This is a genomic window from Stenotrophomonas sp., assembly GCF_032061965.1.
Lineage (GTDB): Bacteria > Pseudomonadota > Gammaproteobacteria > Xanthomonadales > Xanthomonadaceae > Stenotrophomonas.
This window is the reverse complement of the sequence record NZ_DAMBEF010000011.1, coordinates 42,369-67,307: the sequence shown is the minus strand read 5'-3', so window position 1 is coordinate 67,307 and position 24,939 is coordinate 42,369. Positions and strand designations below refer to the sequence as shown.

The 24,939-nt window shown below is 65.8% G+C and carries 15 protein-coding genes; 6 read left to right on the top strand and 9 right to left on the bottom strand.

Annotated elements, in window-relative coordinates; all coding sequences use genetic code 11:
• Window positions 1-38 precede the first annotated feature (38 nt).
• The 9 genes from xylA to RT460_RS07925 all read right to left on the bottom strand — a co-directional run bounded on the left by xylA (window position 39) and on the right by RT460_RS07925 (window position 18,529).
• On the bottom strand, window positions 39-1,373 hold the full coding sequence (gene xylA, locus RT460_RS07965; protein WP_313318261.1) for a xylose isomerase: 1,335 nt from the start codon (window positions 1,371-1,373) through the stop codon (window positions 39-41).
• A gap of 35 nt (window positions 1,374-1,408) precedes the next feature.
• Window positions 1,409-2,899 carry a xylulokinase gene (gene xylB / locus RT460_RS07960; RefSeq protein WP_313318260.1) on the bottom strand — a complete coding sequence of 497 codons (1,491 nt, stop codon included), beginning with the start codon at window positions 2,897-2,899 and terminating at the stop codon, window positions 1,409-1,411.
• Window positions 2,900-2,927: 28 nt separating this feature from the next.
• On the bottom strand, window positions 2,928-5,345 hold the full coding sequence (locus tag RT460_RS07955) for a glycoside hydrolase family 95 protein (RefSeq protein WP_345785082.1): 2,418 nt from the start codon (window positions 5,343-5,345) through the stop codon (window positions 2,928-2,930).
• 61 nt (window positions 5,346-5,406) lie between these two features.
• A complete protein-coding gene (locus RT460_RS07950; protein ID WP_313318259.1) occupies window positions 5,407-8,271 on the bottom strand; it encodes a TIM-barrel domain-containing protein in 2,865 nt (954 codons plus the stop codon).
• Between the two features lie 55 nt (window positions 8,272-8,326).
• Complete coding sequence (locus tag RT460_RS07945) at window positions 8,327-10,030, bottom strand: DUF5597 domain-containing protein (RefSeq protein WP_313318258.1); 1,704 nt, start codon at window positions 10,028-10,030, stop codon at window positions 8,327-8,329.
• Window positions 10,031-10,069: 39 nt separating this feature from the next.
• Window positions 10,070-11,974: a sialate O-acetylesterase gene (locus tag RT460_RS07940; RefSeq protein ID WP_313318324.1), complete on the bottom strand. Its 1,905-nt coding sequence runs from the start codon at window positions 11,972-11,974 to the stop codon at window positions 10,070-10,072.
• Between the two features lie 14 nt (window positions 11,975-11,988).
• The gene (locus RT460_RS07935) at window positions 11,989-14,181 is read right to left on the bottom strand and encodes a cellulase (RefSeq protein ID WP_313318257.1); all 2,193 of its coding nucleotides are present in this window, start codon (window positions 14,179-14,181) and stop codon (window positions 11,989-11,991) included.
• A gap of 156 nt (window positions 14,182-14,337) precedes the next feature.
• Entirely contained in the window at window positions 14,338-17,271 is a 2,934-nt protein-coding gene (locus RT460_RS07930; RefSeq protein ID WP_313318256.1) for a TonB-dependent receptor, read from the bottom strand.
• A gap of 304 nt (window positions 17,272-17,575) precedes the next feature.
• Window positions 17,576-18,529: a LysR substrate-binding domain-containing protein gene (locus RT460_RS07925; protein WP_313318255.1), complete on the bottom strand. Its 954-nt coding sequence runs from the start codon at window positions 18,527-18,529 to the stop codon at window positions 17,576-17,578.
• A gap of 250 nt (window positions 18,530-18,779) precedes the next feature.
• Between RT460_RS07925 and RT460_RS07920 the strand changes: the two genes are divergently transcribed.
• The 6 genes from RT460_RS07920 to RT460_RS07895 all read left to right on the top strand — a co-directional run bounded on the left by RT460_RS07920 (window position 18,780) and on the right by RT460_RS07895 (window position 24,851).
• The gene (locus RT460_RS07920) at window positions 18,780-19,514 is read left to right on the top strand and encodes an SDR family oxidoreductase (protein ID WP_313318254.1); all 735 of its coding nucleotides are present in this window, start codon (window positions 18,780-18,782) and stop codon (window positions 19,512-19,514) included.
• Complete coding sequence (locus RT460_RS07915; protein WP_313318253.1) at window positions 19,514-20,131, top strand: 2-dehydro-3-deoxy-6-phosphogalactonate aldolase; 618 nt, start codon at window positions 19,514-19,516, stop codon at window positions 20,129-20,131. Before RT460_RS07920 ends, RT460_RS07915 begins: the two co-directional genes overlap by 1 nt.
• Window positions 20,128-21,279, top strand: a complete 1,152-nt coding sequence (gene dgoD / locus RT460_RS07910) for a galactonate dehydratase (protein WP_313318252.1) — start codon at window positions 20,128-20,130, stop codon at window positions 21,277-21,279. The genes RT460_RS07915 and dgoD overlap by 4 nt, the downstream gene beginning before the upstream one ends.
• Window positions 21,280-21,284: 5 nt before the next feature.
• Window positions 21,285-22,193 (top strand): SMP-30/gluconolactonase/LRE family protein, encoded by a 909-nt coding sequence (locus RT460_RS07905; protein WP_313318251.1) that lies wholly within the window; start codon window positions 21,285-21,287, stop codon window positions 22,191-22,193.
• A complete protein-coding gene (locus RT460_RS07900) occupies window positions 22,190-23,083 on the top strand; it encodes a 2-dehydro-3-deoxygalactonokinase (protein WP_313318250.1) in 894 nt (297 codons plus the stop codon). Before RT460_RS07905 ends, RT460_RS07900 begins: the two co-directional genes overlap by 4 nt.
• Before the next feature lie 82 nt (window positions 23,084-23,165).
• Complete coding sequence (locus tag RT460_RS07895; protein WP_313318249.1) at window positions 23,166-24,851, top strand: glycoside hydrolase family 43 protein; 1,686 nt, start codon at window positions 23,166-23,168, stop codon at window positions 24,849-24,851.
• Window positions 24,852-24,939 lie beyond the last annotated feature (88 nt).

Below are 24,939 nucleotides of genomic sequence, written 5' to 3'. Positions count from 1 at the left end.
TCGCCCTCTCTGTCTGGTTATGTCGTTCGGCCTGATGCTCAGCGCAGCAGGTATTGGTTGAGCAGATTCTCGTAACGTTCCTGCTTGCCACTGGCCTGCACCGGCTCGCCGTTGCCGGCCGCCAGCCTGGCCAGATCCGCCAGGCCCAGCTTGCCGCTGGCAAAGTCCTTGCCGGCGCCGGCATCGAAGCTTGCGTAGCGCTGGCTGCGCCACTGTTCCCACGGCGAATCGTTGAGCAGGCCATGGGCCACTTCCAGGCCACGTGCGAACGCATCCATGCCGCCGATGTGCGCAATGAACAGGTCTTCCATATCGGTGGACTCACGACGCGGCTTGGCATCGAAGTTCAGGCCACCGACCAGGCCGCCCTGGCGCAGCACCACCAGCATCGCGCCGACGGTGTCGTACAGGTCGGTCGGGAACTGATCGGTATCCCAGCCATTCTGTGCATTGCCGCGGTTGGCATCGATGCTGCCGAGCAGGCCGTGGTCCGACGCGACCTGCAGGTCGTGTTCGAAGGTGTGGCCGGACAGGGTCGCGTGGTTGGCTTCGATATTCAGCATGAAGTCGTTCTGCAGACCATGCGCATTGAGGAAGCCGGAGACCGTGGCGGAGTCGAAATCATACTGGTGCTTCATCGGTTCCATCGGCTTGGGTTCAATGAAGAACTTGCCGTTGAAACCAATGCTGCGACCGTAGTCACGTGCAGCGGTCAGGAAGCGGGCGAAGTGTTCCAGCTCGCGCTTCATGTCGGTGTTGTGCAGGCAGGCATAACCTTCGCGGCCGCCCCAGAACACGTAGTGCTCGCCGCCCAGTTCAACCGTGGCTTCCAGCGCGGCCTTGACCTGCACGGCGGCGCGGCTGACCACGTTGAAGTCCGGGTTGGTGGCGGCACCGTTCATGTAGCGCGGGTGCGAGAACAGATTGGCCGTGCCCCACAGCAGCTTGACGCCGGTAGCCTGCTGGCGTTCCTTGGCCAGGGCGACGACATGCTTGAGGTTCTTTTCGTAGGTGCCGATGTCGTCGGCATCCGGTGCCATGTCCACATCGTGGAAGCAGTAATACGGCACGCCGAGCTTGGTGAAAAATTCGAACGCGGCGTCAACCTTGGCTTCGGCGGTGGCCATGGCCTCGCCCTTCTCCCACGGGAAGCGGCGCGTACCCGGGCCGAACGGATCGGCGCCGGCATTGCAGAAGGTATGCCAGTAGCAGGCGGCAAAGCGCAGGTGTTCGCGCATGGTCTTGCCACCGATCACCTTGTCCGCGTCATAGACCTTGAACGCCAACGGATTGTCCGAACCACGACCCTCGAACGGGATCTGGCCGATGCCGGGGAAATACTCGGTGGCGCCAATGAAGGGCTGCTTGCTCATGGTGCGAATTCCTGTGTCGACTTACGGGGAAATAATCAACCGCGGTACAGCGGCATGACGGCTTGCAGGTGCTGCAGGTAACGCTGGTAGGCCGCCGCATAGGCCGCCGCACGCGCCGGATCGGGCGTGGTGGCGGCAGCGGCGGGGGTTACATGGGTGGCCGCCACGGCGGCCAGTGAAACGTCGTTGCCGGCGCTGCGCTGCAGCGCCCACAGCGCCTGCAATGCGGCGCCGAAGGCGGCACCTTCGGCCTGCTGCGGTACCTCCACCGGCAGACCGAATACATCGGCAATCATCTGCCGCCATGCCGGGCTGTTGGAGCCACCGCCGGTCAGCACGATGCGGCCGAACTGCATGCCGGCGACGACGAAGGCATCAAAGCCGTACTTCAGCGCGTAGGTGGCTCCTTCCATCGCCGCGCGATAGAAGTGCGAGGCATTCATGGTGTGCGCATCCAGGCCGGCCAGCACGCCCTTGCCCAGCGGCAGGTCCGGGGTGCGCTCGCCATTGAGGAAGGGCAGCATCAACAGGCCATCGGCGCCCGGCGGCGTGGCCGCGATATGCGCATCACCCTCGCGGCTGCTGAAGCCGAACATGCGCGCCACCTGCTCGGTGGCCACCGTGCAGTTCATCGTGCAGATCAACGGCAACCAGCCGCCACTGGACGAACAGAACGCCGCCCACGCCCCCGCCGGATCCACCACCGGCACATCGGAGCTGGCGAACAGCGTGCCCGAGGTGCCCAGGCTCATCGCCAGCTTGCCCGGTGCCACGCAGCCAGTACCGATCGCCGCCATCATGTTGTCGCCGCCACCGGCGCCCACTTTCACCGTGTTTGCCAGGCCAAGGCGCGCGGCCATGGCCGGTGCGATATCGAACAAGGCATCGGCATCAACCAACGGCGGCAGGCACTGGCCCAGGTCACGGTTCGGATCGGTGGCCTTGAGCAGCTGCGGCGACCACTGGCGCGTGCGCACATCCAGCCAGCCAGTGCCCGAGGCGTCGCCGTACTCACAGTAGTACTGCCCGGTCAACACGAAGTTGAGGTAGTCGTGCGGCAGCAGGATATGCGCCAGCTTTGCGTATGCATCGGGCCGGTGCTTGGCCGTCCACGGCAACTTGGACGCGGTATAGCCGGCCAGGATGGGATTGCCCGCCAGTTCGATGCAGTGCTGCGCGCCGCCGACGGCGTCCATGATCTGCGCGCACTCGGCACTGCTGCTGGTATCGCACCACAGCTTGGCCGGTGCCAGGACCTGGCCGTCGGCATCCAGTGCGACAAAGCCGTGCTGCTGGCCCGACACCGCCAGCGCTTGTACCTGCAGCCGCAGTTGCGGGTCGATGCGCGCAAAGCAGTCTTCCATTGCCGCCACCCACGCAGCCGGGTCCTGCTCGCGGCTGCCGTCATCGGCGCTGTGCAGCTCCAGTGGCGCGCTGGCGCTGGCCAGCAGCTGCCGTTGCGCGGCGTCGTAGATCACGACTTTCAGGCTCTGCGTGCCTGCATCGATACCGGCAACGACGCTCATGCTGCGCACTCAGCGGACAGGAAGTTGTTCATGCAATGCTCCATTGACCTTCATGCAGTTGCGCGCTGATGCGCTGCCCTGCATGCAGGTCCAGTTTCAGTTCGTGGGTTTGGTAGACGAGGGTGAACGCGCCGCCGCGTTCGGCCAGCAGGCTCACCTGCTGCAGTTGGCCTGCGCGCCACTGCATATCCAGCACAGCCGCATTGCGCACGCGCAGACCACGCACGCTGCCCTGCGGCAGCTCAGCAGGCAGTGCCGGCAACAGGAATACCGACCCGCCCCAGCTCTGCACCAGCATCTCGACGATGCCGGCGGCGCCGCCGAAGTTGCCGTCGATCTGGAACGGCGGGTGCGCATCAAACAGGTTTGGATAGCTGCGCTGCGGCGCCAGCAACAGGCGCAGGATCTGCAGGCAACGCTGGCCTTCGCCCAGCCGCGCCCAGACGTTCAGGCGCCAGGCGATGCCCCAGCCGGTGGCCTCGTCGCCGCGCAGTTCCAGCGAGCGGCGCGCGGCAGCGCTGAGTCCCGGGGTATCGCGGCGATTGATCTGGCTAGACGGGTGCAGGCCGTACAGCTGCGAGATATGCCGGTGATGCAGCTCCGGCGCCTGCATGTCCCAGTCCTGCTGCCATTCCATCAGCTGGCCGGCACGGCCAATCCGGTTGGGTGGCAGTTGCGCGCGCAGCGTGTCCAATTGCGCGGCAAGGTCGTGGTCGGTATCCAGCAGCCGCGCCGCTTCGATGCATTGGCCGAACAGGTCGCGCAGCAGCTGGGCATCCATGGTCGGCCCGGCACAGATTGCAGCGCCATGTGGGTGCTGGTTCTCCGGCGAGATCGACGGCACCGTGACTTGATGGCCGGTACTCGGATCGCGTTGCAGGGTCTGCACGAAGAACAGCGCCGCACCTTTGAACAACGGCCATATCCGGCGCAGGTAGTCGGGGTCGCGGCCATAGTCCCAGCGATCCCACAACTGTTGCAGCAGCCAGGCGCCACCGGTCGGCCACAGCGCCCACTGCGCGCCGTCGGGCGGCGTGCTGACCCGCCACAGATCGGTATTGTTGTGCACCACCCAGCCATCGACGCCGTACATCTGCCGCGCAGTGACCGCACCGGTGCGCGCCAGTGCCTCGATCATGTCGTGCAACGGCTGCACGCATTCGGGCAATGCGGCGGCTTCAGCCGGCCAGTAGTTCATCTGCGTGTTGATGTTGAGCGTGTACTTGCTCTCCCACGGCGGGTCCATCAGATCGTTCCAGATGCCCTGCAGGTTGGCTGGCTGGGTGCCGGGGCGCGAGCTGCAGATCAACAGGTAACGCGCATAGGCGTGGTACAGCGCGATCAGGGCCGGGTCATCGCCGCTGGCAAAGGCGGCGATGCGTTCGTCGGTGGGTTTGTCGGCGGCGGCGGCGTGGCCGAGCTGCAGCTGCATGCGCCGGTACAGCCGCCGATGCTCGGCGAGGTGATCGTCCTTGAGCTGCGCTACGCTCTTGGCGGAGGCGGCGGCCAGCTGCGCAGCGGTAATCGCCTCGGGATCGCCGCTGACATCATCGAAGTCGCGGTAGCTGGTGGCCGCGACCAGGCGCAGCTCCAGCTCGCGCACGCCATCAAAGGCGATGTGATCGGGGCTGATGCGCAGTGTGCCGCCGGTCTGCCGCACCGCGACGCGGAAGGCAAAGCGCAGCTTGCCCGGCACGCCATCGCGCGCCACGTTGTGGCCGCTGACCAGCCAACCGTCCTCGCTGGCGGTTGTCGTGGTGGCATGTTCGTTGGCGGTACGGATGAAGCCGCCCATCGGCTCACCCGCTTCCACCGTGTAGCGCAGCACCAGGCATTGATCGACCGGCGAGATGAACACCTCGCGGCGATGCTGGGCAGCGCCGGCGCGAAAGCCGGTGCGGACGATGGCTGCATCCAGATCCAGTTCGCGGCGGTAATCGCTGATGCCTTCGAGCCGGTGGAACTCCAGCCACAGGTTGCCCAACGGCTGATACGGCATCTGTTTGACCGGCCGCGAGATCAGCGTCTCGTTGGCCAGCGCTTCGGCGGCCACGTAGTCGCCGGCAAAAACCAGGTCGCGCACACGCTGGACGTTGTCGCGCGCCCCCGGGTTGATGGCGTTGTACGGCCCGCCCGCGTAGAGCGTGTCTTCATTGAGTTGCAGGCGTTCGTTGGCGACGCCGCCGAACACCATCGCACCGAGCCGGCCATTGCCCAGCGGCAAGGCCTCCACCCAGTTGCGGGCCGGTTGCCGGTACCACAGCAGATCGGCAGCAGGCGCCGGCGCTTCCGGCGTCGCCGCATGCAGCATGCCGGCCATCGGCAGGTTGCCGACGGCCAGCGCTGCCGCTGCGCCCTTGAACAGCGCACGGCGGCCGGGCTGTACCAGCCCGGCGGTTTCAGTGGCCATCCCGACCATCGGGCACGGACCGGCTACAGCGTCCATCGCGGCCCTCCCAAGCGAAAATGTCCACCGGTTTCCATAATGCCGATCTATGCGCCGTCTGTCACCGTGCCGCCGGCCGCGAGACGCTCTGCGCCTTGCCGTCGTAGCGGATCACGACATCAGCCTTGGGTTCCAGTTCGCCAATGCCGTCACGCGGGCCATCGACCCAGCGCACGCGCAGTTCGCGACGCTCCTGCATGCCCGGGTAGCTGCCCTCGCGCGCGCCGATGCTCAGCACGCCCTTGGCCTGATCCCATTGCAGCGGGATGCGGCTGGACTGACCGCGCTCATAGCCGTAGTTGCGGCCGTTGTCCTCGTACAGCGAGAAGCTGCCATCGGCACCGGTGTAGACCTCGAGGGTCACCGGCGCGTTGGGCTGCTCGTCCACGTACTGCTGGACCACGGTGCGCGGCACGATGGAACCGGCGCGCACGAACAACGGGCTGCGCTCCAGCGGCGCGGCGGCAGTGATGGTCTGGCCACCGTCGTGACGTTCACCGGTGTTGAAGTCGATCCAGCTGGTGCCAGCCGGCAGGTAGACCTGGCGGCTGGTGGCCTTGAACTCGGTCACCGGCGCGACCAGGAAGGCCGGGCCAAACAGGTACTGGTCGGCGATGTCGCGGACCTTGGGATCAGCCGGGAAGTCCATCGCCATCGCACGCAGGATGGTGCCGTCCTTCTGCCAGGTGTCGCCAGCCAGCGTGTAGATGTAGGGCAGCAAGGTGTAACGCAGCTTCAGGTAGTGCACGAAGCTGGCGTAATGCGGCGTGCCTTCCGGTGCGATCTCCCAGATCTCGCGGTACGGGAACTGGCCATGCAGGCGGAACACCGGCACGAAGGCACCGTACTGGAACCAGCGCAGGCTCATTTCGCGCCACTCCGGCAGGTGCGCCGGGTCCTTGTCGATGAAACGCTGTTCCGGTGCGAAGCCGCCGATATCGAAGCTGACATTCGGCGCGCCCGCCATCGAGGCATTGACCAGGCCGGAGATCTGCTCGCGCATATCGTCCCAACGCGGCACGATGTCGCCACTCCAGAACGCCGCACCAGCGCGCTGCTGGCCAGCGAAGTAGGCACGCGACAGGATGAACACGCGCTTGTCCGGGTCGACCTCGCGCGAACCTTCGTACACGCCTTCCGAATGCACCAGCGGATACGAGTTGAAATACTCGACCGATGAGCCGATCGCCGTCGGGGTGGTACGCGCCTTGCGCTCGCCGATGTCGATATTGCTGTGCAGGTCGGGCTCGGAGGCATCCAGCCACCAGGCATCGATGCCACGGCTGTTGAGCTTCTCGTTGACCTGGCGCCAGAAGATGTCGCGGCCCTGCTTGGAGTACGGATCGTAGAACGAGTTCAGGTAGCCCTTGCCGATCCAGTCCAGCTCGCCCACTTCGACGTTGCGGTGATACATCGCACCGGCAGCGTCGAGTTCCTTGTAGTTGGCGGTGGTCGGGTAGAACTTCGGCCACACCGAAATCATGATCTGCGCGTGCTGGTCATGCACATGCTTGATCATGCCGGTCGGGTCAGGAAAGTTCTTGCTGTCGAAATCGTGCGAGCCCCAGGCATCTTCCGGCCAGTACGACCAGTCGAGCACGATGGCGTCGATCGGCAGCTTGCGGCGGCGGTACTCGTCCAGCGCGCCGGTCAGCTCGTCCTGGGTCTTGTAGCGCTCACGGCTCTGCCAGAAGCCATACGACCACTTCGGCAGCAGCACGGCCTTGCCGGTCAGCTCGCGGTAGCCGGCGATCAGTTCGTCGGCATTGGCGCCGGCGACCACGTAGTAGTCGATCATCTGCCCGGCCTCGGACCAGATCGACAGGTCCTGCGCCTCGGCAGCCGGCAGCGGATCACGGTGCAGCAGGGCGATGTAGGACGGATCGATCGCATCCCATTCGACCTTCACCTGGTGCTTCTGGCCCGGCTGCAGGTCGAGTGCGAATTCGTGGTGCCAGGGGTTCCAGTTCTGGCGCCAGCGGTCGATCACCAGCTTGCCGTCGACATAGACCTTGGCGTACTCGCTGTTGTACATCGAGAACGTGTGGCGACCGCCCTGCCTGGCTTCGATCGCACCTTCCCACACCACCTGGGTGCGGCCGCCTTGCGCGGTGTTCCAGCCATCGGCCGGCAGGGCCTTCAGGTCCTTGATGTACTGGTAGTTGATCTCGTTCTCGCGGCGCACCACGCGCTGCTTGCCGTCGAACGAATAGGTGGCGGTGAACGCACCCGGCTTGCCGGCAGCGTCGTAGACCACCAGGTCTTCCTGCAGCGGACGCAGCCCCTTGGGATCACCGTAGCGGGTGATCGAATTGTTGTCCCAGAGGATGCCGTAGTTACGGCTGGAGATCAGGTAGGGGATGGCGTTGTCGATATTGTGCTGCAACAGCTCGACGTCACGTCCCTTGAGGTTCATCCAGCCCTGCTGGTGCAGGCCGGTGCCGTACAGGCCCTCGCCGTCCACCGAATCGAAGCGCTGGCGCAGGCTGTACATCGGCTTGCCTTCGACCTGCTCGGCAGTGAAGCCACGTGCCGCCGCCGACTCTGCCAGCAACGGCTTGCCGGCTGCGTCGAAGAAGCTGACGCGGCCATCGGCCAAGGCGACCTGCGCGGAGATGCCGGCGGCCTTCAGGGTGACCGCACTGGCATCCTGGCTGACGTCGAAGCTGGGCACTGGCGCAGCGTTGGCAACGCGCATCAGGCTGGTGCTGCGCTGAAAATCACCGTCGACATCGGCGCTGACGCGGATGATGTTCTGGTCCACCAACTGCAGGCGGACCTTGGCGGCCTTGGCGTCGGCGGGCGCCACCACCACGCCATCGGCCTGCTTCTGCACGGTCTGCGCGCCGGCCAACGGCGCCATCGCGGCAGCCACGGCCAGTACCAGCAGTCGGGTGCGCAGGCGCGCGGGCTTGTTCTGCAACATCATTGGGTCTCCCTCCGTTGGGGCGCCTGTCTGGCGCCTTGCTGTATGCCTTGGATCAGTACGTCGCCAGCTTTACCCGCAGCAATTGCGGGGCACTGGAGAAATTGAGGCCGTAGTCGGTCTGGTCACCGTTCCAGCGCCGGCGGAATTTCCATTCGCCGTCGACATAGGTGCCCTCGTCCACCGAGCGGTAGATCTGGCGGTCAGCCACCGCCGGGTCGGCAGCAACCAGGCTGATGCGTGCGTGCGCGCCGGTGAGCAGGAATTCATCCGGACCCAGCTGCACCACCAGCGCACGCCCCACCGGTTCCGGGTTGCCTGGCGGCTCACCCTGGAACCAGAACTGCGGCACGCCGTAGGTCACCACCGCATTCCACTTGTCGTCGATCTTCAGGGTCTGCACCGGCTCGCCCGGCTGCTCGGCGGTGGCACGTACCTTGCCTTCGAAGCTGGCCTTGGCGATGACATCGGCGGCCGGCCCGACCAGCCGGTAGTTCAGCGCGAACGGCTCCAGCGTCTCCGGGTTCATCGCACGCGCACCCAACGGGAAGTTGGAGTACTTGGAATAGTCGATGCCGAACGGCGACCAGCCGATCGCCTGCTGGCCCAGCGCCGAGAAGAAGTAACGCGCATATTCCTCGCGGTTGCCGGTTTCGGCCACGAACAGCGGGTTGTCTGCGCGGGAGTAACGTTCCAGCACCGTCGTGTACATGCGGTACTCGGGCATGTAGATGTCCGGCGACAGCATGTCGATATGCGGCGCGGCGGCCTTGTAGACATCCAGCACGTTGTCGGTGGGGCCACCGCTGGCGTACTGGCCCGGCTGCGACGGATTGAACGGGCCACGCAGCGCGGCATTGACCAGCATCGGCAGGTTGTACTCGGCCTTGCCTGCCGCAGCGACCTGGTCGATGAAGTGGGCGATATGCCAGGCGTGGAAGAATTCATCGGCATCGGCGCCGAACACCTCGCGCCAGGTACCCGGCTGCTTGCCCAGCTTCTTCAGCAGGGCCTCGGGGACGGCGGCTTCAAAGTCCTTCTGTGCCAGCGGCGAGAAGTCACGCACGCTGCCATAGGTGCCCGGCTCGTTCTGCGGCTGCACCATGATCACGGTGTGCTGCGGGTCCTTGGCCTTGAGGTGACGCATCAGCTGCACGAAGGCCTTGCGGTCCGCGTCCAGCGTGGCCTGCGCGTGCGGGGACATCGAGTTCAGCGTGCGGCCGTCAGCGGTGAGCAGGCGCGGGAAGCGGTTGTTGTCCAGCTTCACCCACTCCGGCGCGTAGTTCGGGCCGTTGTTCTTCCAGGTGGCGAACCACAGCAGGATCAGGCGGACCTTCTTCTCGCGCGCCTGCTGCAACAAGGTATCGACGAAGGAGAAATCGAACTCGCCCTCCTTGGCTTCCACCTGCTCCCATGCCACCGGCACCATCACCGTGTTCGGCTTGAGCACCTCGATCGCCGGCCACACATCGTCCAGCGCTTGCGGGTAATTGCTGGAATTGTTGACCTGCGCACCCAGGATCAGGAACGGCTTGCCATCGACAAACAGCGCATGGCGCCCGTTCTCGGTGACAACACGCGGCAACTCGGTGCTCTTGGCCGACGGGTTGCCGGCAGCCGGCGCAGCGGCGCTCGCGGCCGGCGCCTTGCCTGCATCCCTGGCCGGCTCGGCACCGCTGCAGGCGCCCAGCAGCAAGGCCAAGGCGGCAGCCAGCAGGCCGGCGTTGCGGGAAAAATGGCGCGTGGAAAACTGCGTCATGATCATTGCCTCATTGCTTCATGCGGGGAACGCGGGCCGTCATGGCTCGCTGCGGAAGGGGGATGCAGGAAGACCCGTGCCGCCGGCCAGGTTGGCCCCCTGCACGGTGTCGCTCCAGCCGTAGCGGGCAGCACGCGGGTGGGTGACGGCAGCGCTTTGCAGTACCACCTTGTCGCCCTCGATGCGGGCCTGTGCGGGATGGAAGTGACCGTCATCGCCCGCCACTTCAAAGCCCTTGAGCGCGCCGCCGCCACTGACCTGCAGCGCACCGGCACCCGGCTCGAATGACACCAGCACGCTGCTGCCGCGCACCTCCAGCCCGGCATGGACAGGGCCCGATGCCAGTAGCGTGGTTTCGCCGTAGACCTGCCGACGTGCGGCCAGCGCCAGGCGCTCGCCCACCGTGCGCTTGTTGCCCGGGTGGATGTTCTCCAGGTTTCCAACGTCGGTGATCACCGCCTGCGCCGTTGCCGGCACCGATAGCGTGGCGCTCTGCGATTCGCGCAGCAGCGCCCAGGGGCTTTCGATGGCCACATCGTCGGCATCGCGCTGGTCGGCGCCGGACGAGAACGGTGCCAGCTGCACCCACAGGAACGGCAGCGTTGGCGCATGCCACTGCTTGCGCCACTGCGCGATCAACGCCGGGAACTGCTGGCGGTACTTCTGCGCCTGCGGCAGCGTATTGGCATTGGATTCACCCTGGTACCAGATCACCCCGCGCAGCGCGTAGTCCTGCAGCGGATGGATCATCGCGTTGAACAGCAACGTCGGATGCTGGTTCTTGTCATCGACCAGCGCCACCTGGGCACGCTCGACGCGGAACTTCCAGCCTTGCAGCGGGCGCTCGGCAGCGCCGTTGGGCTGCACGAATACTTCGCTTGGCGCGCCATGGATGCCACCGCCGCCGCCGAAGTCCTGCACGCGTACCGCAACGTGGTTGAGGCCGGCATGCAGGGCCGACGCAGGCACCGCGTAGCGACGCGCGAGGTTGTACTGCAGCTTGGTCTCACCGACCTGCTGGCCATTGACCCAGGTGGTGTCGGTGTCGTCGATGCGGCCCACGCCAAGGGTCACGCCCTTTGCCGCTTCATCGGCGGTGAGCTGGAAGCTGGTGCGATACCAGGCCACGCCATCCATGCCATTCCAGCCCTGGGTTTCCCACAGGCCCGGTGCGCTGATGTCAGCCCACTCGGCCTCGTCCAGCTCGGTGCGTTGCCACTGGCTGGCGTCGGCCGGCAGCTGCGGCCAGCGTGCCAGGTTGGCATGGGTCTGCTGCAGGGCCTGCGTATCGGAAGCACGCAGCGCCGCAGCCTGCGCCGCCAGTGCGGCATTGTCCAAACCCTGGTTGGCGGCATCGGTCCAGGCTTCGATGGTGCTGCCGCCCCAGGTGCTGTCGATGATGCCGACCGCCACGCCGGTACGTGCGCGCAGCTGCTGGGCGAAGTAGTACGCCACCGCCGAAAACTCCGCGGCATTCTTCGGATTGGCCGGCAACCACGTGCCGCCCTCCAGCTGCCATTGCGGCGCGCCCGACCACGACTTGGGGATCTTGAAATGGCGGATCAACGGATCGTTGGCCGCCGCAATGGCCGCCTCCGCGCCATCGGTCTGCGCCAGTGGCCACTCCATGTTGGACTGGCCCGAGGCCAGCCACACCTCACCGACATACACGTCGCTCAGCTGTGCCGGCGCCGCCTTGTCGTCAACCCGCAATGTGTAGGGACCGCCGGCCGACAAGGCCGGCAGCTCGGCGCGCCAATCGCCGTTGGCGTCGGCCTTCGCCGTGGCCTGCTTGCCTGCGAAGTCGACACGCACCTGTGCACCGGGTGCTGCCCTGCCCCACACCGGTAACGGCTGATCGCGCTGCAACACCATGCCATCGGCAAACACGCGCGGCAGCTCCACCGCCTGCGCACTGTTGGCCAGCAAGGCCAGACCCATCATCCACACCAGCTGCTTCACTGCGGTTCTCCGTACCAGATGCCCCGGCCTTCGGTGCCGAAATACACACGCCCGGGGATACGCGTATCACCGGTGACGTGGCGGATGACGCCGGCAAAACGCTGGGCGTCGTTGTCGATGCGGTGCCAACGCTGGCCACCGTTGTCGGAACGGTACAGGCCGCGCTTGCCCGCAATATCGCCGTACACATACAGCACCGGCGCCGCGCCGTCCGTACCCGGCTTCCCAAGTCCGACCGATTGCACGTTGTCGACACCGGGCACGCGCTGCAATTTGCCTGGCGACCACTGCAGCAGGCCGCGCCAACCGGCGGCGATCCACACCTGGCCCGACCGCCAGGGATTGGGGCGGATCTCGGCGCCGTACCAATCGCCGATGGCGCCGGCGCCGCCCTTGGCCTGCTGGAACTCAACACCGCCATCGCCGCTGATATACAGCGCGCCGGTGGTGGCATCAAAGCCGTAGTACAAGGCCGGCTCGACCTTGTCCGCTTCGACCACGGCGGTGGCCGGCAAGCCCTTGACCGCCTGCCAGTGCGCGCCGTTGTCAGCGCTGAGCCAATGGCTGCCCTTGCGGGTATGCCAGATCACCCGCTGGCCATCGGCCGACAATGTCATCTGCCCGGCACCTTCACCATCGGGTGGTTCGCTGGCCATCGCCGTCCAGCTGCGACCGCCATCGCTGGACCAGGCACCACGCACCGCGCCTTGCGGACGGTCGTGGAAGTAGCCACTACGCACCATCAGCTGCGGGGCCTGCCCCGCATACGCAAGACTTTCGGTATTGGAATAGCGAACGCCGGCGAAGCGCTGCTGCGGCACGTCGAGTGCGTCATGCACGAAGCCATCGATGTCACCCAGGCCGCTGACCAGGTGCGCGCCCTGCGGCGGACTGAGCAGCGCCAGCGGCACGGTTTCCTCGAAGCCGGCCAGCGGGAAGCGCCACGTCAGCCGCTTGCCTTCGTCGAAACTGCGCAGGTCGCGCGTATCCCAGATGCCGTAGCCGGTAACGAACTGCAGGTGACCCGGCTCGTGCGGGTCGATCGCCAGCACCCCCATCCAGTGCGGGCGCGCTTCCGCCGTCCACGGTGCAAAGCCGTGGTCGAAGTCGGCGCGGCTGGACAGCGCAGTCCAGCTGCGTCCACCGTCCACGCTGCGGAAGATGTCGTCATGCGGGGCGAAGCGATTGAAGGTGCTGGCGACAATGCGTTGCGGGTCCTGCGGGTCTACCGCTACCGCACCCCAGCCGAACCCGTCGCCTTCCAGATCGGTGGATTGCGCGACCGGGGTGATGTCGGTCCAGCCACCGTCGCGCGGGTCATAGCGCCACAGCGCGCCGTTGTTCATCGTGTTCGGGCCGGGCTGGTCGCCATAGCTCAACAGCCAGCGGCCAAGGCTGTCACGCACCATGTGGTTGGGGCGCAGACCGGTGGGCTGGCCCGCCACTGCCTGCCAACTGGCACCTGCATCGTCGGAGCGATACAGCGACAGCGCCTGCGTAGAAACGCCTGCATAGACCGTGCGCGACGGGCCACTTCCGCCATTGCTGGTGGGCTCGAAATTGACGAAGACAACGCCGATGGCCTGCTCGCCATTCCAGCTGTTGGCCGTTGCCGAACGGGCGATGGCCGGGAACGAAGCCAGCTCGCTCCAGTTGACGCCACCGTCGCCGCTGCGCCATACGCCATTGGCGCGGGTGCCAAACAACAGCACCTTGCCGTCGTTCGGGTCTACCGCCAGGCGTTCGCCATTGGCGCGGCCCAGCTCGTTGCCACCCATCTTGAAGGGCAGTTCGGTGCGCTGGAAGCTGCGGCCCTGGTCCTGCGAACGCAGGATGCTGCCGTTGCTGCCACGGGCATGCAGATAGGTGCCAACGGCCATGTACAGGCGCTGCGGATCGGACGGATCCACCGCCATGCTTTCCACGCCGAAGCGGCCTTTGTCTTTGTCATCCATCCAGTCCAGCAAGGGCTGCCAGCGCTGCTGCGCGGCGTCCCAGCGGTAGGCGCCACCGATATCGGTGCGTGCGTACTGCAAGCCCTGCTGTTGCGGGTGGAAGACCAGGCCGGTGACGAAGCCACCGCCGCCGATGGCGACGTTGTGCCAGTGATAGGTGCTGCTCTGCGCAGGTGCCACAGCTGGAACCACCAGCAGCGCCAGAAGGGCGAATGCCACGGAAAGCCTGCGCATGGATTCCTCCCGAAACAGAGACAGAAAACGTGTGCAGCCATTGCCACACTTTCGCAACCGCGGCGCTGGACGTTGCCGGCGCACGCATGAAACCACGGCGGGCGCTGCCGCCCATGGCAGTGGGGAGGGACGCAACGCCCCTCCCCGGTGCTGCACTTAGAACGTCACCCGCAGGGTGGCGGCATAACGGGTGTCATTGACGTACCACGAAGTCACGCGGCGACCGGCACCGACCTGATCCATGATCGTGCGCTGCTCCGCGTTGTTGAGATTGTTCATCTCCAGGCCCAACTGCACGTTGTCGTTGAACTTGTAGAAGATCGAACCGTCCAGCTGGCCATAGGCATCGCTGTACACCGGCAGCTTCCAGGCAATGCCGCCATCGCCGCCGTTGTAGCCGTTCGGGCCAACCGACAGCAGGAACTCGCTGCGCCAGTTATAGGCCATGCGGATCTGCCACGGACCCTTTTCGTAGAACAGCGCCACGTTGTAGGAGTTCTTGGACAGGCCATCGGCCGGCAGGTCGCCGAACAACGAGCCATCGGTATCCACCGGCACCACGTCCAGGTCGTTCGGCACCTTGGTCTTGCTGTCGATGTAGGTGTAGTTGGCCGACATGCCGAAGCCCTTCAACGCTTCGGGCAGGAAGTCGAAGAACTGGTTCCAGCCCAGCTCGGCACCCTGGATGCTCGCCGTACCGACGTTGACCGGACGGGTGATCAGGTAGTCATACGAGTTGCCATCCACGCCCGGGTAGGACACCAGCTGCGACTGGCGGCGGAAGTAATCCTTGATGTCCTTGCGGAACAGGTTGACCCACGCCATGCCGCCACGATCCGGCGAGAAATACCATTCGAACGACAGGTCGTACTGGTTGGCCTTCATCGGCGTCAGGTACGGGTTGTCGTAGGAGCTGCCGGTCAGGTTCAGCGAATCCGGCGCCAAGGTGCTGCCATCGGTCGGCGGGGTGACGCCGTCACGGGTGTTGGCGCTCAACAGCTGGTAGGCCTGCATGTCGCCGAAGTCCGGGCGGGCGATGGCCTGGGATGCAGCAAAGCGCACGACGACATCGCTGATCGGCTCCCAACGCATGTTCAAGCTGGGCAACACGTCGGTGTAGCTGTTCTTGGCGGTGATCGGCTCGATCTGGCCGGCACCAAGGTACGGCGCATAGGCAACGTTGGGATAGACCAGATAGCCGGATGCAGAGTTCTCGGTGCGCACCACGCGGACACCGATGTTGCCGTCGAACGCGGTGTCATCCAGCGCGAAATTCAACATCGCGTAGACCGCACGGGTGTCCTCGTTCTGGTCGTTGGTGTATTCCTCGGTGGCCTGGCGCGGGGTGAAGCCGCCATAGCAGCAGGAGTAGTACGGCGCAGCCGCATCATGGATGGCGCTGTAGCTGCCCGGGAAGCCCAGTGCGGTGGCCAGGATCGGAGCGTAGAACGCGCCCGGGGTGTTGGCATCACCGCGATAGAAGTTCTTGAAGGTGCTCAGGTTGACCAGGCTGGAGTTGACCTGGTCATTGAGGTCCAGGCCCGGCATCTGGTCATTGGGCAACGCCCACCATGCCATCCAGGTCTGGAACACCGCCTGCCAGTTGTAGCCGGTGTCGATGCTGGTGGCCTGGCGACTGGTCGTGCGCACGCCGAACTTCACCGACTTGAAGAAGCCGCTGTCGAAGCTGTGCTTCAGGTCGGCACGCCAGGCCAGTTCCTTGGCCTTGTTGTTCACCACGTCTTCCATGGTGAAGCCCCAGTAGTAGTTCTCCGGGTTGCCGGTGAAGCTTTCATCCACGCCGATCGATGGCAGGCCGCCCAGGCTGACGTCGATGTAGGGTACGTTCACGCCCAGCGACACGGTCGAGTCGAGGCTGCGGGTGCTGGCATCGATGTACTGGAACTGGGTCGAGAACTCGGTGGCGTCGCTCAGGTTCCACTTCAGACCCATCGAGTAATCAGTGGTCTTGGACTTGCGATGCGATGCGCGGATGTCGGTGCCCATCGGCACGCCCGAGGCCGAGGTCAGGCGACCGGACTTGAACACATTGCCTTCCAGCTCGTAAGGCTGGCTGGCATCAAGGGTTACCTGGGTCGGATCGTTGGAGACGAAGATCGCATCTTCATACCAGAGCTCGTCGTACTTGCTCTGGAATGCGGTGGCGAACAACTCCAGGTCATCGCTTGGCTTCCACTGCAGCGCCACGTAAGCACCTTCGCGCTTGCGTTCGTACTCCAGGGTGCGCCAGTCGGCGCCACGCGGCAGCCACACTTCGTCGTTGCTGCCGTCACCGTTCAGGTCGCTGTTGGCGGTCTTGAAGAACGGGCGCACGAACAGGCCGTCGGTACGCGTAGCCAGTTCGTTATGGGCCACATCGACCAGCAGGCCGAACTTGCCGGCATCGGTGTCCCAGGTATTGCTGTACAGCGCCGAGCCTGACGGCTTGTACTTCTTGATGAAGTCGCCGTAGTTCTCGCTGAGGCTGAAGCTGATCTTCTGGCCGTCGATATCGAACGGCATGAAGGTGCGCAGGTCGACGGTGCCACCGAGGCCGCCTTCGATCATGTCGGCCTTCTGGTTCTTGTATACGTCGACGCCGGCCATCAGCTCGGACGGTACGTCCTGGAAGCTCAGGCTGCGGCCACCGGAGGCGGAGAAGCTGTCACGGCCATTGAGCTCGGAGCGCACCTGGGTCAGGCCGCGCACCTGCACACCGCTGCCTTCGGCGGAGAAATGCTCCGGGTCACCGACCGACAGGAAGTGGTCGATGGTGACGCCGGGGATGCGCGACAACGTCTCGGTGACGCTGCGGTCAGGCAAGGCACCGATATCCAACGCGGTGACCGAGTCCACGAAAGTGTCGGCGTCGCGCTTGATGTCCTGCGCCTTGTAGACCGAACCGCGGATGCCGGTGACCTGCACCGCGTCCAGATCGGTGGCCTTCTTGTCGGCCGTGGCGTCCTGCGCCTGTGCGGCGGCCGACAGCAGTAGCGCCACGCTCAACGCAAGGACAGTAGGTTGCAGACCGGTACCAGCACGACGGCGCGTGCCATTGGCCACCTTGAGGCGGCGCTGGAGCGTTGACATGAGTGTTCCCTCCCAGGACACATGACGACGATTGAGTTTTCCCAGCACCGACGTCGTTGCGCCTTTGGCACCAGGTAAAGCAGATTGAAAACCGCGTACCAACGCACCCCGCCGCAACGGGGCACCCGACTTACCGCTCTCCACATCCTTGGTTGCCGTTGCAACCGTGCGCCCCCTGCAGCACACGACATACGGCCCTGGTACCAATGGCCATGACGGCCACGGCGGCGAGCATAGGCGGGGGTACACATTCCCGACCAATGAAAAAATGCGCAGGATCTATATCAGAAGCGAATACCCCACTTCAGCCTGCTGGCGGGTACAACCTCCGGGCGGTCAGGCGTAGTGCTTCCAGCACGCGTTCGGCGCCGGGTGAGAGCAGTTGATCGCGGCGACGGATGATGCCGAAGAACTCCATGCGGACATCCAGCGCGATCGGCAATACGACCATCTGGCCGGTCTGCAGGTAGGGCGCGACGGACTCGGCCGGCAATGCGGTCAGCAGGTCGCTGTGGCGCAGCAGATGGATGGTGACCGGCAGCGATGTGGTTTCGACGATGTTGCGCGGCGGCACCAGGCCATGCTCCAGGAATACCGCGTCCAGGCGTGAGCGCAGCACGCTGCCCTCCGGCGGCATGATCCAGCCGTGCTCGACCAAGTCGGCATAGCCCACCCGGCTGCGCCCGGCCAGCGGGTGGCCGGCACGCACGATCACCGAGTGCGGCTCGTCGGCCAGTGGCTCGAATTCGAGCTCGCTGCTGCCTTCGGCGCCCATGATGCGGCCGACCACGATGTCCAACTGGCCGTCGAGCAGCTTGGCCACCAAGGGCCGGCTGTAGTCCATTTCGATCCGGATCAGGATGTCGGGGAAGTCGCGCTTGAGCGCGGCCACCGCCTGCGGCACCAGGTTGGTGCCGGGGTTGACCACGGTGCCGATCGCCGCCTGGCCGGTCAGGCCGCTGCGCAACGCAGCGATTTCGTCCTGGGCGCGACCGATCTCCGACAGCGCGGCGCGGGCACGCCGGATCATCACCTGGCCGTACCAGGTCGGCTCCACCCCGCGCGCATGCCGCTCGAACAGCGGCACCCCGAGCAGGTCTTCCATCTCGGCCAGCAGCTTGGACGCCGCCGGCTGGGTCATGTTGGCCGCCTCGGCGGCGCGCAGCACCGAGCGCTGCTCGTACAGGTGCAGCAGCAACAGCAGGTGACGGGTCTTCAGACGGGTGGCATTGAACCAGCCGGTGGTGGGTTGAACCATGCGCCTTGTGCCCTCGCCGATGTAGCTATTCGCCCAGCGAATACATTACGACAAAAATTTCATTTGTCGCACATAGGTTCTCACGCAAGGCTATGCCACGCTTCCGTCGCAGCCATGGCCGCCCTTGGGCCGCCTGGCTGGCACCGACAGAACGCTAAAGGGAGAACAGGATGAGGGCTTCATCGTCAGCCGGCGCCACGGGCGCGGGCCGGGATACGCACGGCAACGCAGGCCTGACGGAGGCTTGCCGGTGAGCGGCCGCCTGTCCGGCAAGGTCGCCGTGGTCACCGGCGCCGCCAGCGGCATCGGCGCGGCCATCGCCCGCCGGTTCACCGACGAAGGCGCGCAGGTGGTCGGCATCGACCTCAACGCCGGCGATCCTCAGGGCTTCGAACTGCTGCACGGTGACATCACCGACACCGCGGCAATGCGCGGCCTGGTCGACGCCACCCTCGCCCGCCATGGTCGCATCGACGTGCTGGTCAACAACGCTGGCGCCGATGTGTTCTCCGATCCCCTGGCACTGGACGATACGCAGTGGCAGCGCTGCTTTGCGTTGAACCTGGAAGGCGCCTGGCAGCTGTGCCGGGCGGTGCTGCCGGGCATGGTCGCGCAGCAGGCCGGTGCCATCGTCAACATCGCCTCGGTACACGGCCACAAGATCATCCCCGGTGCCTTCCCCTACCCGGTGGCCAAGCATGCCTTGATCGGCATGACCCGGTCGCTGGGCATCGAATACGCCGCGCACGGCATCCGCGTGAATTCGATTTCGCCCGGGCTGATCCTGGTGCCGCGCATCGAAGCCTGGTTTGAACGCGAGCCCGGTGCCCGCGAGCGCCAGACCGCGCTGCTGCCACCGCGCCGCATCGGCACGCCCGAGGAAGTGGCTTATACCGCCCTGTTCCTGGCCAGTGACGAGGCGCGCTTCATCAACGCCACCGACATCCTGATCGATGGCGGCCGCTCGCAGGTTTACCACGACTGATGACCCACTTGCCCTTCCAGTTGCCCTTGATCGCCATCCTGCGCGGCATCACGCCGGCCGAGGTGGATGCGCATGTCGATGCCCTGGTCGAGGAGGGTTTCGACGCGATCGAGATCCCGACCAACTCGCCCGACTGGGAGGACAGCGTGCGCCGCAGCGTGCAACGCCATGGCCAGCACGCCTGCATTGGTGCCGGCACGGTGGTGCAGCCGCAGCACATCGATGCCCTGCTACGCACCGGCGGGCAGCTGATGGTCACCCCCAATACCGACCCGCAGCTGATCCAGCGCGCAGTCGCCGAAGGCCTGTTGGTCGCGGCCGGCTTCGCCACCGCCAGCGAGGCGTTCCAGGCGCTGCGCGCGGGCGCCCAGGTACTGAAGTTGTTCCCTGCATCCATCTACGGCCCGGCGTTGGTGCGCGCCCTGCGCAGCGTATTGCCGCCCGTACCCCTTTTCGCCGTCGGTGGCGTCTCCCCCAGCACCCTTGCCAGCTATCTTTCCGCTGGTTGTCAGGGTGCGGGCACCGGCGGTGACCTTTATCAACCCGGCCAGTCGGTGCAGACCACGCGCGACAACGCGCGCGCTTTCCGCCAGGCCTATCTGGACTACTCGGCATGAAGATCGTGCGTCTGACCACCTACCAGGCCGCGCCGCGCTGGTTGTTCCTCAAGATCGAAACCGATGAGGGCATCAGTGGTTGGGGCGAGCCGGTGATCGAAGGCCGCGCCGCCACCGTCGAAGCGGCCGTGCACGAGCTGGGCGATTACCTGATCGGCAAGGATCCGGCGCGCATCAACGACCTGTGGCAGGTGCTGTACCGCGGCGGTTTCTACCGTGGCGGCGCGATCCTGATGAGCGCCATCGCCGGCATTGACCAGGCGCTGTGGGACATCAAGGGCAAGGCCTTGGGCGTGCCGGTATACCAATTGCTCGGTGGCCTGGTGCGTGAGCGCATGAAGACCTATCGCTGGGTCGGCGGCGACCGCCCGGCCGATATCGTCGCGCAGATGCGCCACTACCAGACGCTGGGCTACGACACCTTCAAGTTCAACGGCACCGAAGAGATGAAGCTGATCGACAGCCCGCGCGCGGTCGACAGTGCCATCGAGAAGGTCGCCACCATCCGCGAAGCGTTGGGCAATACGGTGGACTTCGGCATCGATTTCCATGGCCGGGTCAGTGCACCGATGGCCCGCGTACTGCTCAAGGAACTGGCGCCGTACCGGCCGCTGTTCGTCGAAGAGCCGGTGCTGCCGGAGCAGTGGGAGTACTACCGCCCGTTGTCGGAAAGCAGCGCCATTCCGTTGGCCGCCGGCGAACGCATGTATTCGCGTACCGAATTCAAGCCGGTACTGGCTGCCGGTGGCCTGTCCATCCTGCAGCCGGACCTGTCGCATGCCGGTGGCATCACCGAGTGCCACAAGATCGCCGCCATGGCCGAAGCCCATGACGTGGCGCTGGCACCGCATTGCCCGCTCGGCCCGGTAGCGTTGGCCGCCTGCCTGCAGGTCGACTTCGTCGCCCACAACGCGGTGCTGCAGGAACAGAGCATCGGCATCCATTACAACGAAGGCGCCGACCTGCTGGACTACGTGATCAACAAGGACGACTTCGCCTGCGATGCGCAGGGCTGCATCGTCGCCCTGCCCAAGCCGGGCCTGGGCGTGGAGATTGACGAAGCGCGCCTGGTCGAAGCCAACAAGCAGCCACCGCGCTGGCGCAACCCCTTGTGGCGGCACAGCGACGGCAGCGTCGCCGAATGGTGACTGCGGTGGCGAACGACAGGGCGGTGGCGCAGGCGCAGTTGTTGGTCGACAGCCGCTGCGAGCTGGGCGAAGGCATCCTCTGGTGCGACCGCAACAAGGTGCTGTACTGGACCGACATCCTCGCCGGGCGCCTGTGGCGACACGACCCAGCCACCGGCCACAGCCAGCATTGGCAACTGCACGAAGCCTTGGGCTGCCTGGCCCTTGCTGAGGACGGGCGACTGCTGCTGGGCCTGGCCAACGGCCTGTACGTCGCCGATCCGGAAGCCAACCTGCACCACACGCAACTGCCTACGCAGTTGCTGGTGGCAGTGGAAGCCGATGATAGCCACACACGCATCAACGACGGCCGCGCGGATCGTGATGGCAACTTCGTATTCGGCATCAAGAGCGAGTACGCCGATGGCCGCCGCGCTGGGCGCCATTACCAATGGAGCGCGGCGCATGGCTTGCGCATGCTGCCCTTGCCGATGGCGGTCATTCCCAATGCAATCTGTTTCAGCCCCGATGGCGCGCGCATCTATTTCTGCGATTCGCTGGATGGCAGCATCCTGACCGCACGCTACAACGCCGCCGACGCCCATGCCGAACAGGTGGAGGTATTCGTGGACCTCGCCGAACCCGGCATTGAGCCCGATGGCGCCGTGGTCGACGACCAGGGCTGCATCTGGAACGCGCAATGGGCCGCAGGCCGCGTACTTCGCTACACCGCCAACGGCGACATCGTGCAGCGCGTGGAGCTGCCCACGCGGCATGTGTCGTGCTGCGTGATCGGCAAGGACGCGTTGTACATCACCAGCGCCCGCATCGGCCTGGCAGACAGCGTGCTGGCACAGGAGCCATCGGCGGGCGGCGTCTTCATGCTGCCGCTGGCCGGTGTCACGGCCCGCGTCGACCGGGTGCGCTTGCCATGATCGCAGTCGATTGGGGCACCAGCAGCCTGCGCCTGTATCGGCTGGATGCGGACGGCCACGTCTTCGAGCGGCGGCGCAGCGAGCGCGGGCTGCAGGCCAGTGCGGCGCAGTTCGAAGCGGTGCTGTCTGAAGAGATCGCCGGTTGGGACGACCGCTTGATCCTGCTCTCGGGCATGGTCGGCAGCCGCAACGGCTGGCACGAAGTGCCCTACCTGCCCTGCCCCACCGGAATTGAAGATCTGGCGCACGCATTGGTGCCGCTGCAGGCGCCGACGCTGGCGGACCGCGAACTGTGGATCGTGCCCGGCGTCAGCGACACCGGCACCGAGTCCGTCCCCGACGTCATGCGCGGCGAGGAAACCCAGCTGGCCGCCCTGCTGGCGGTGCTGCCACGCGGCAACCATGTGGTCTGCCTGCCGGGCACGCACAGCAAGTGGGTGACGATCACCAACGGCCGCGTACAACGGCTGGCTACGGCGATGACCGGCGAGATGTACGCCGTGCTGCGCAACCACAGCCTGCTCGGCAAGCTGATGCCCGCCGATGACAGCCGCTTCGATGCCTGGGCATTCGAGACTGGCCTCAAGCGCAGCCGCCAGCCCGGCGGCTTGCTGCACCACCTGTTCGGCGTGCGCACGCTGGGACTGTTCAACCAGATGGAAGGCAGCGCGCTGCCGTCGTATCTGTCCGGCCTGCTGATTGGCCACGAAATCCTCGCCAGTGGCGTGCTCGATCACACCCCGCGCCTGTCGCAGGTGCACCTGATCGGCAACGACCGTCTGCTCGCCCTGTACGCCCAAGCGCTGATCGCCTGGGGCGTGGGTGTGCAGCGTCACCCTGAAGACCTCGCCGCACGGGGCATGCATGCCCTGTGGCAACAACGCTCATAGCGCCTCTCCCAATGGGAGAGGGATTGGGATGAGGGCCAACGAAGCCCGTATTCCAAGTGCCTTCAAGAACAAGGAGCCTTCCATGCGTTCACCCCGGCCCTGGCATCTGTTGCTCCTTCTTTCGTTCGCCGGCGCATTGCCGCAGCCATCCAGCGCCGAAGTGCTGATCCATGCGATCAGCTACCAGGGCGATGACCAGCAAGCACCGCTGCAGGCCGGCAACTTCCGCAACCCCATCGTTCCCGGCTTCTACCCGGACCCATCGATGGTGCGGGTGGGCGACGACTTCTACCTGGTCAACTCCACCTTCGGCTATTTTCCCGGCCTGCCGATCCAGCACAGCCGCGACCTGGTCAACTGGACGCAGATCGGCAACGCCATCGACCGCCCCAGCCAGATCAATTACGGCAAGGACGAGCTGACCCGCGGCCTGTTCGCCGCTTCCATCAGCCACCACGATGGTCGTTTCTACATCGTCAACACCTGCTTCTACTGCGACGGCGGCAACTTCCTTGTCCACGCCGACAATCCTGCCGGTCCGTGGTCGGACCCGGTGTGGTTGCAGGTACGCGGCATCGACCCGTCGCTGGTGTTTGATGCCGATGGCAGCACCTGGGTCGTGCACAACGACGTGCCCGATGGGGCGCTGCGCTACGACGGCCACCGCGCCATCTGGCTGCAGCAGATCGATCTGGCCAGCGGCAAGGCGATAGGCGCACGCAAGCTGCTTGTGGACGGCGGCGCCGACCCGGCGAGCAACCCGGAGCATATCGAAGGTCCGCACATCTTCAGCCACGACGGCTGGTATTACCTGACCGCCGCCGAAGGCGGCACCGGCGAGCAGCATGCGCAGATGATCTGGCGCAGCCGGACGCTCACCGGCCCCTACCAGCCAGGCCCGGCCAACCCGGTACTCACCCAACGCGACCTCGATCCGCAGCGCCCCGCGCCGGTAACCTCGGCGGGCCATGCGCAGTTCGTGGAACTGGCTGACGGCAGCTGGTGGACAGTATTCCTGGCCACCCGCCCCTACCGTGGCAACCAATACAACCTCGGCCGTGAGACCTTCCTGCTGCCGGTGCACTGGCAGGATGGCTGGCCGCAGGTATTGCCGCGTGGCGCCGCGGTGCCCACCCAGCTGCCGCGCCCCCCTCTACCGGCCAGCACATCCGCTGCCCACGACAGCGCGGCCTTCAGCTGGCGTGAAACCTTCAGCGCCGCCGCCCTGCCTCCGCAATGGCTGACCCTGCATCCGGCACAGACCCCGTGGTTCAGCACCGGCCCCAAGGGGCTGCAACTGCAAGCCGGCGACACCGCGCTGGGCGCATTGGAGACGGGTGGCCAAACGCACTACCTTGGCCACCGACTGCAACACCACAAGGCCACGCTGGAGCTGCAACTGGCCGCGCCCACCGTCGCTGACGGTGAACTGGCCGGCCTGGCCCTGCTGCAGAACGAGCGCTATCACTATGTACTTGGCGTGGACGCAGCCGACGGCAAGCGCCGGGTCGCCCTGTACCTGCGCGCCGGTGACAAGGACCCGGTAGCCGGGCGCCTGCTTGCCAGCGCCGCGCTGACCGCCGATACCGCCGATGTCGGCCTGCGCCTGGTGGTGGACGGCGCCACCGCACAGGCCTGGTTCGCGCCACGCCCCGGCCACTGGCAACGTATCGGCGGCGCCCTCGACGCCAGCCTGCTGAGCGCGGACACCGCTGGCGGCTTTATCGGCAACACGTTTGGTGCGTATGCGGTGAAGCGGCCGGAGTAAAGATGCTGCTGCAAAACCGGGTCTAAAACCGGGGTCAGAGTGCGATTTCGATCAGAAATCGCACTCTGACCCCGGTTTTAGACCCCGT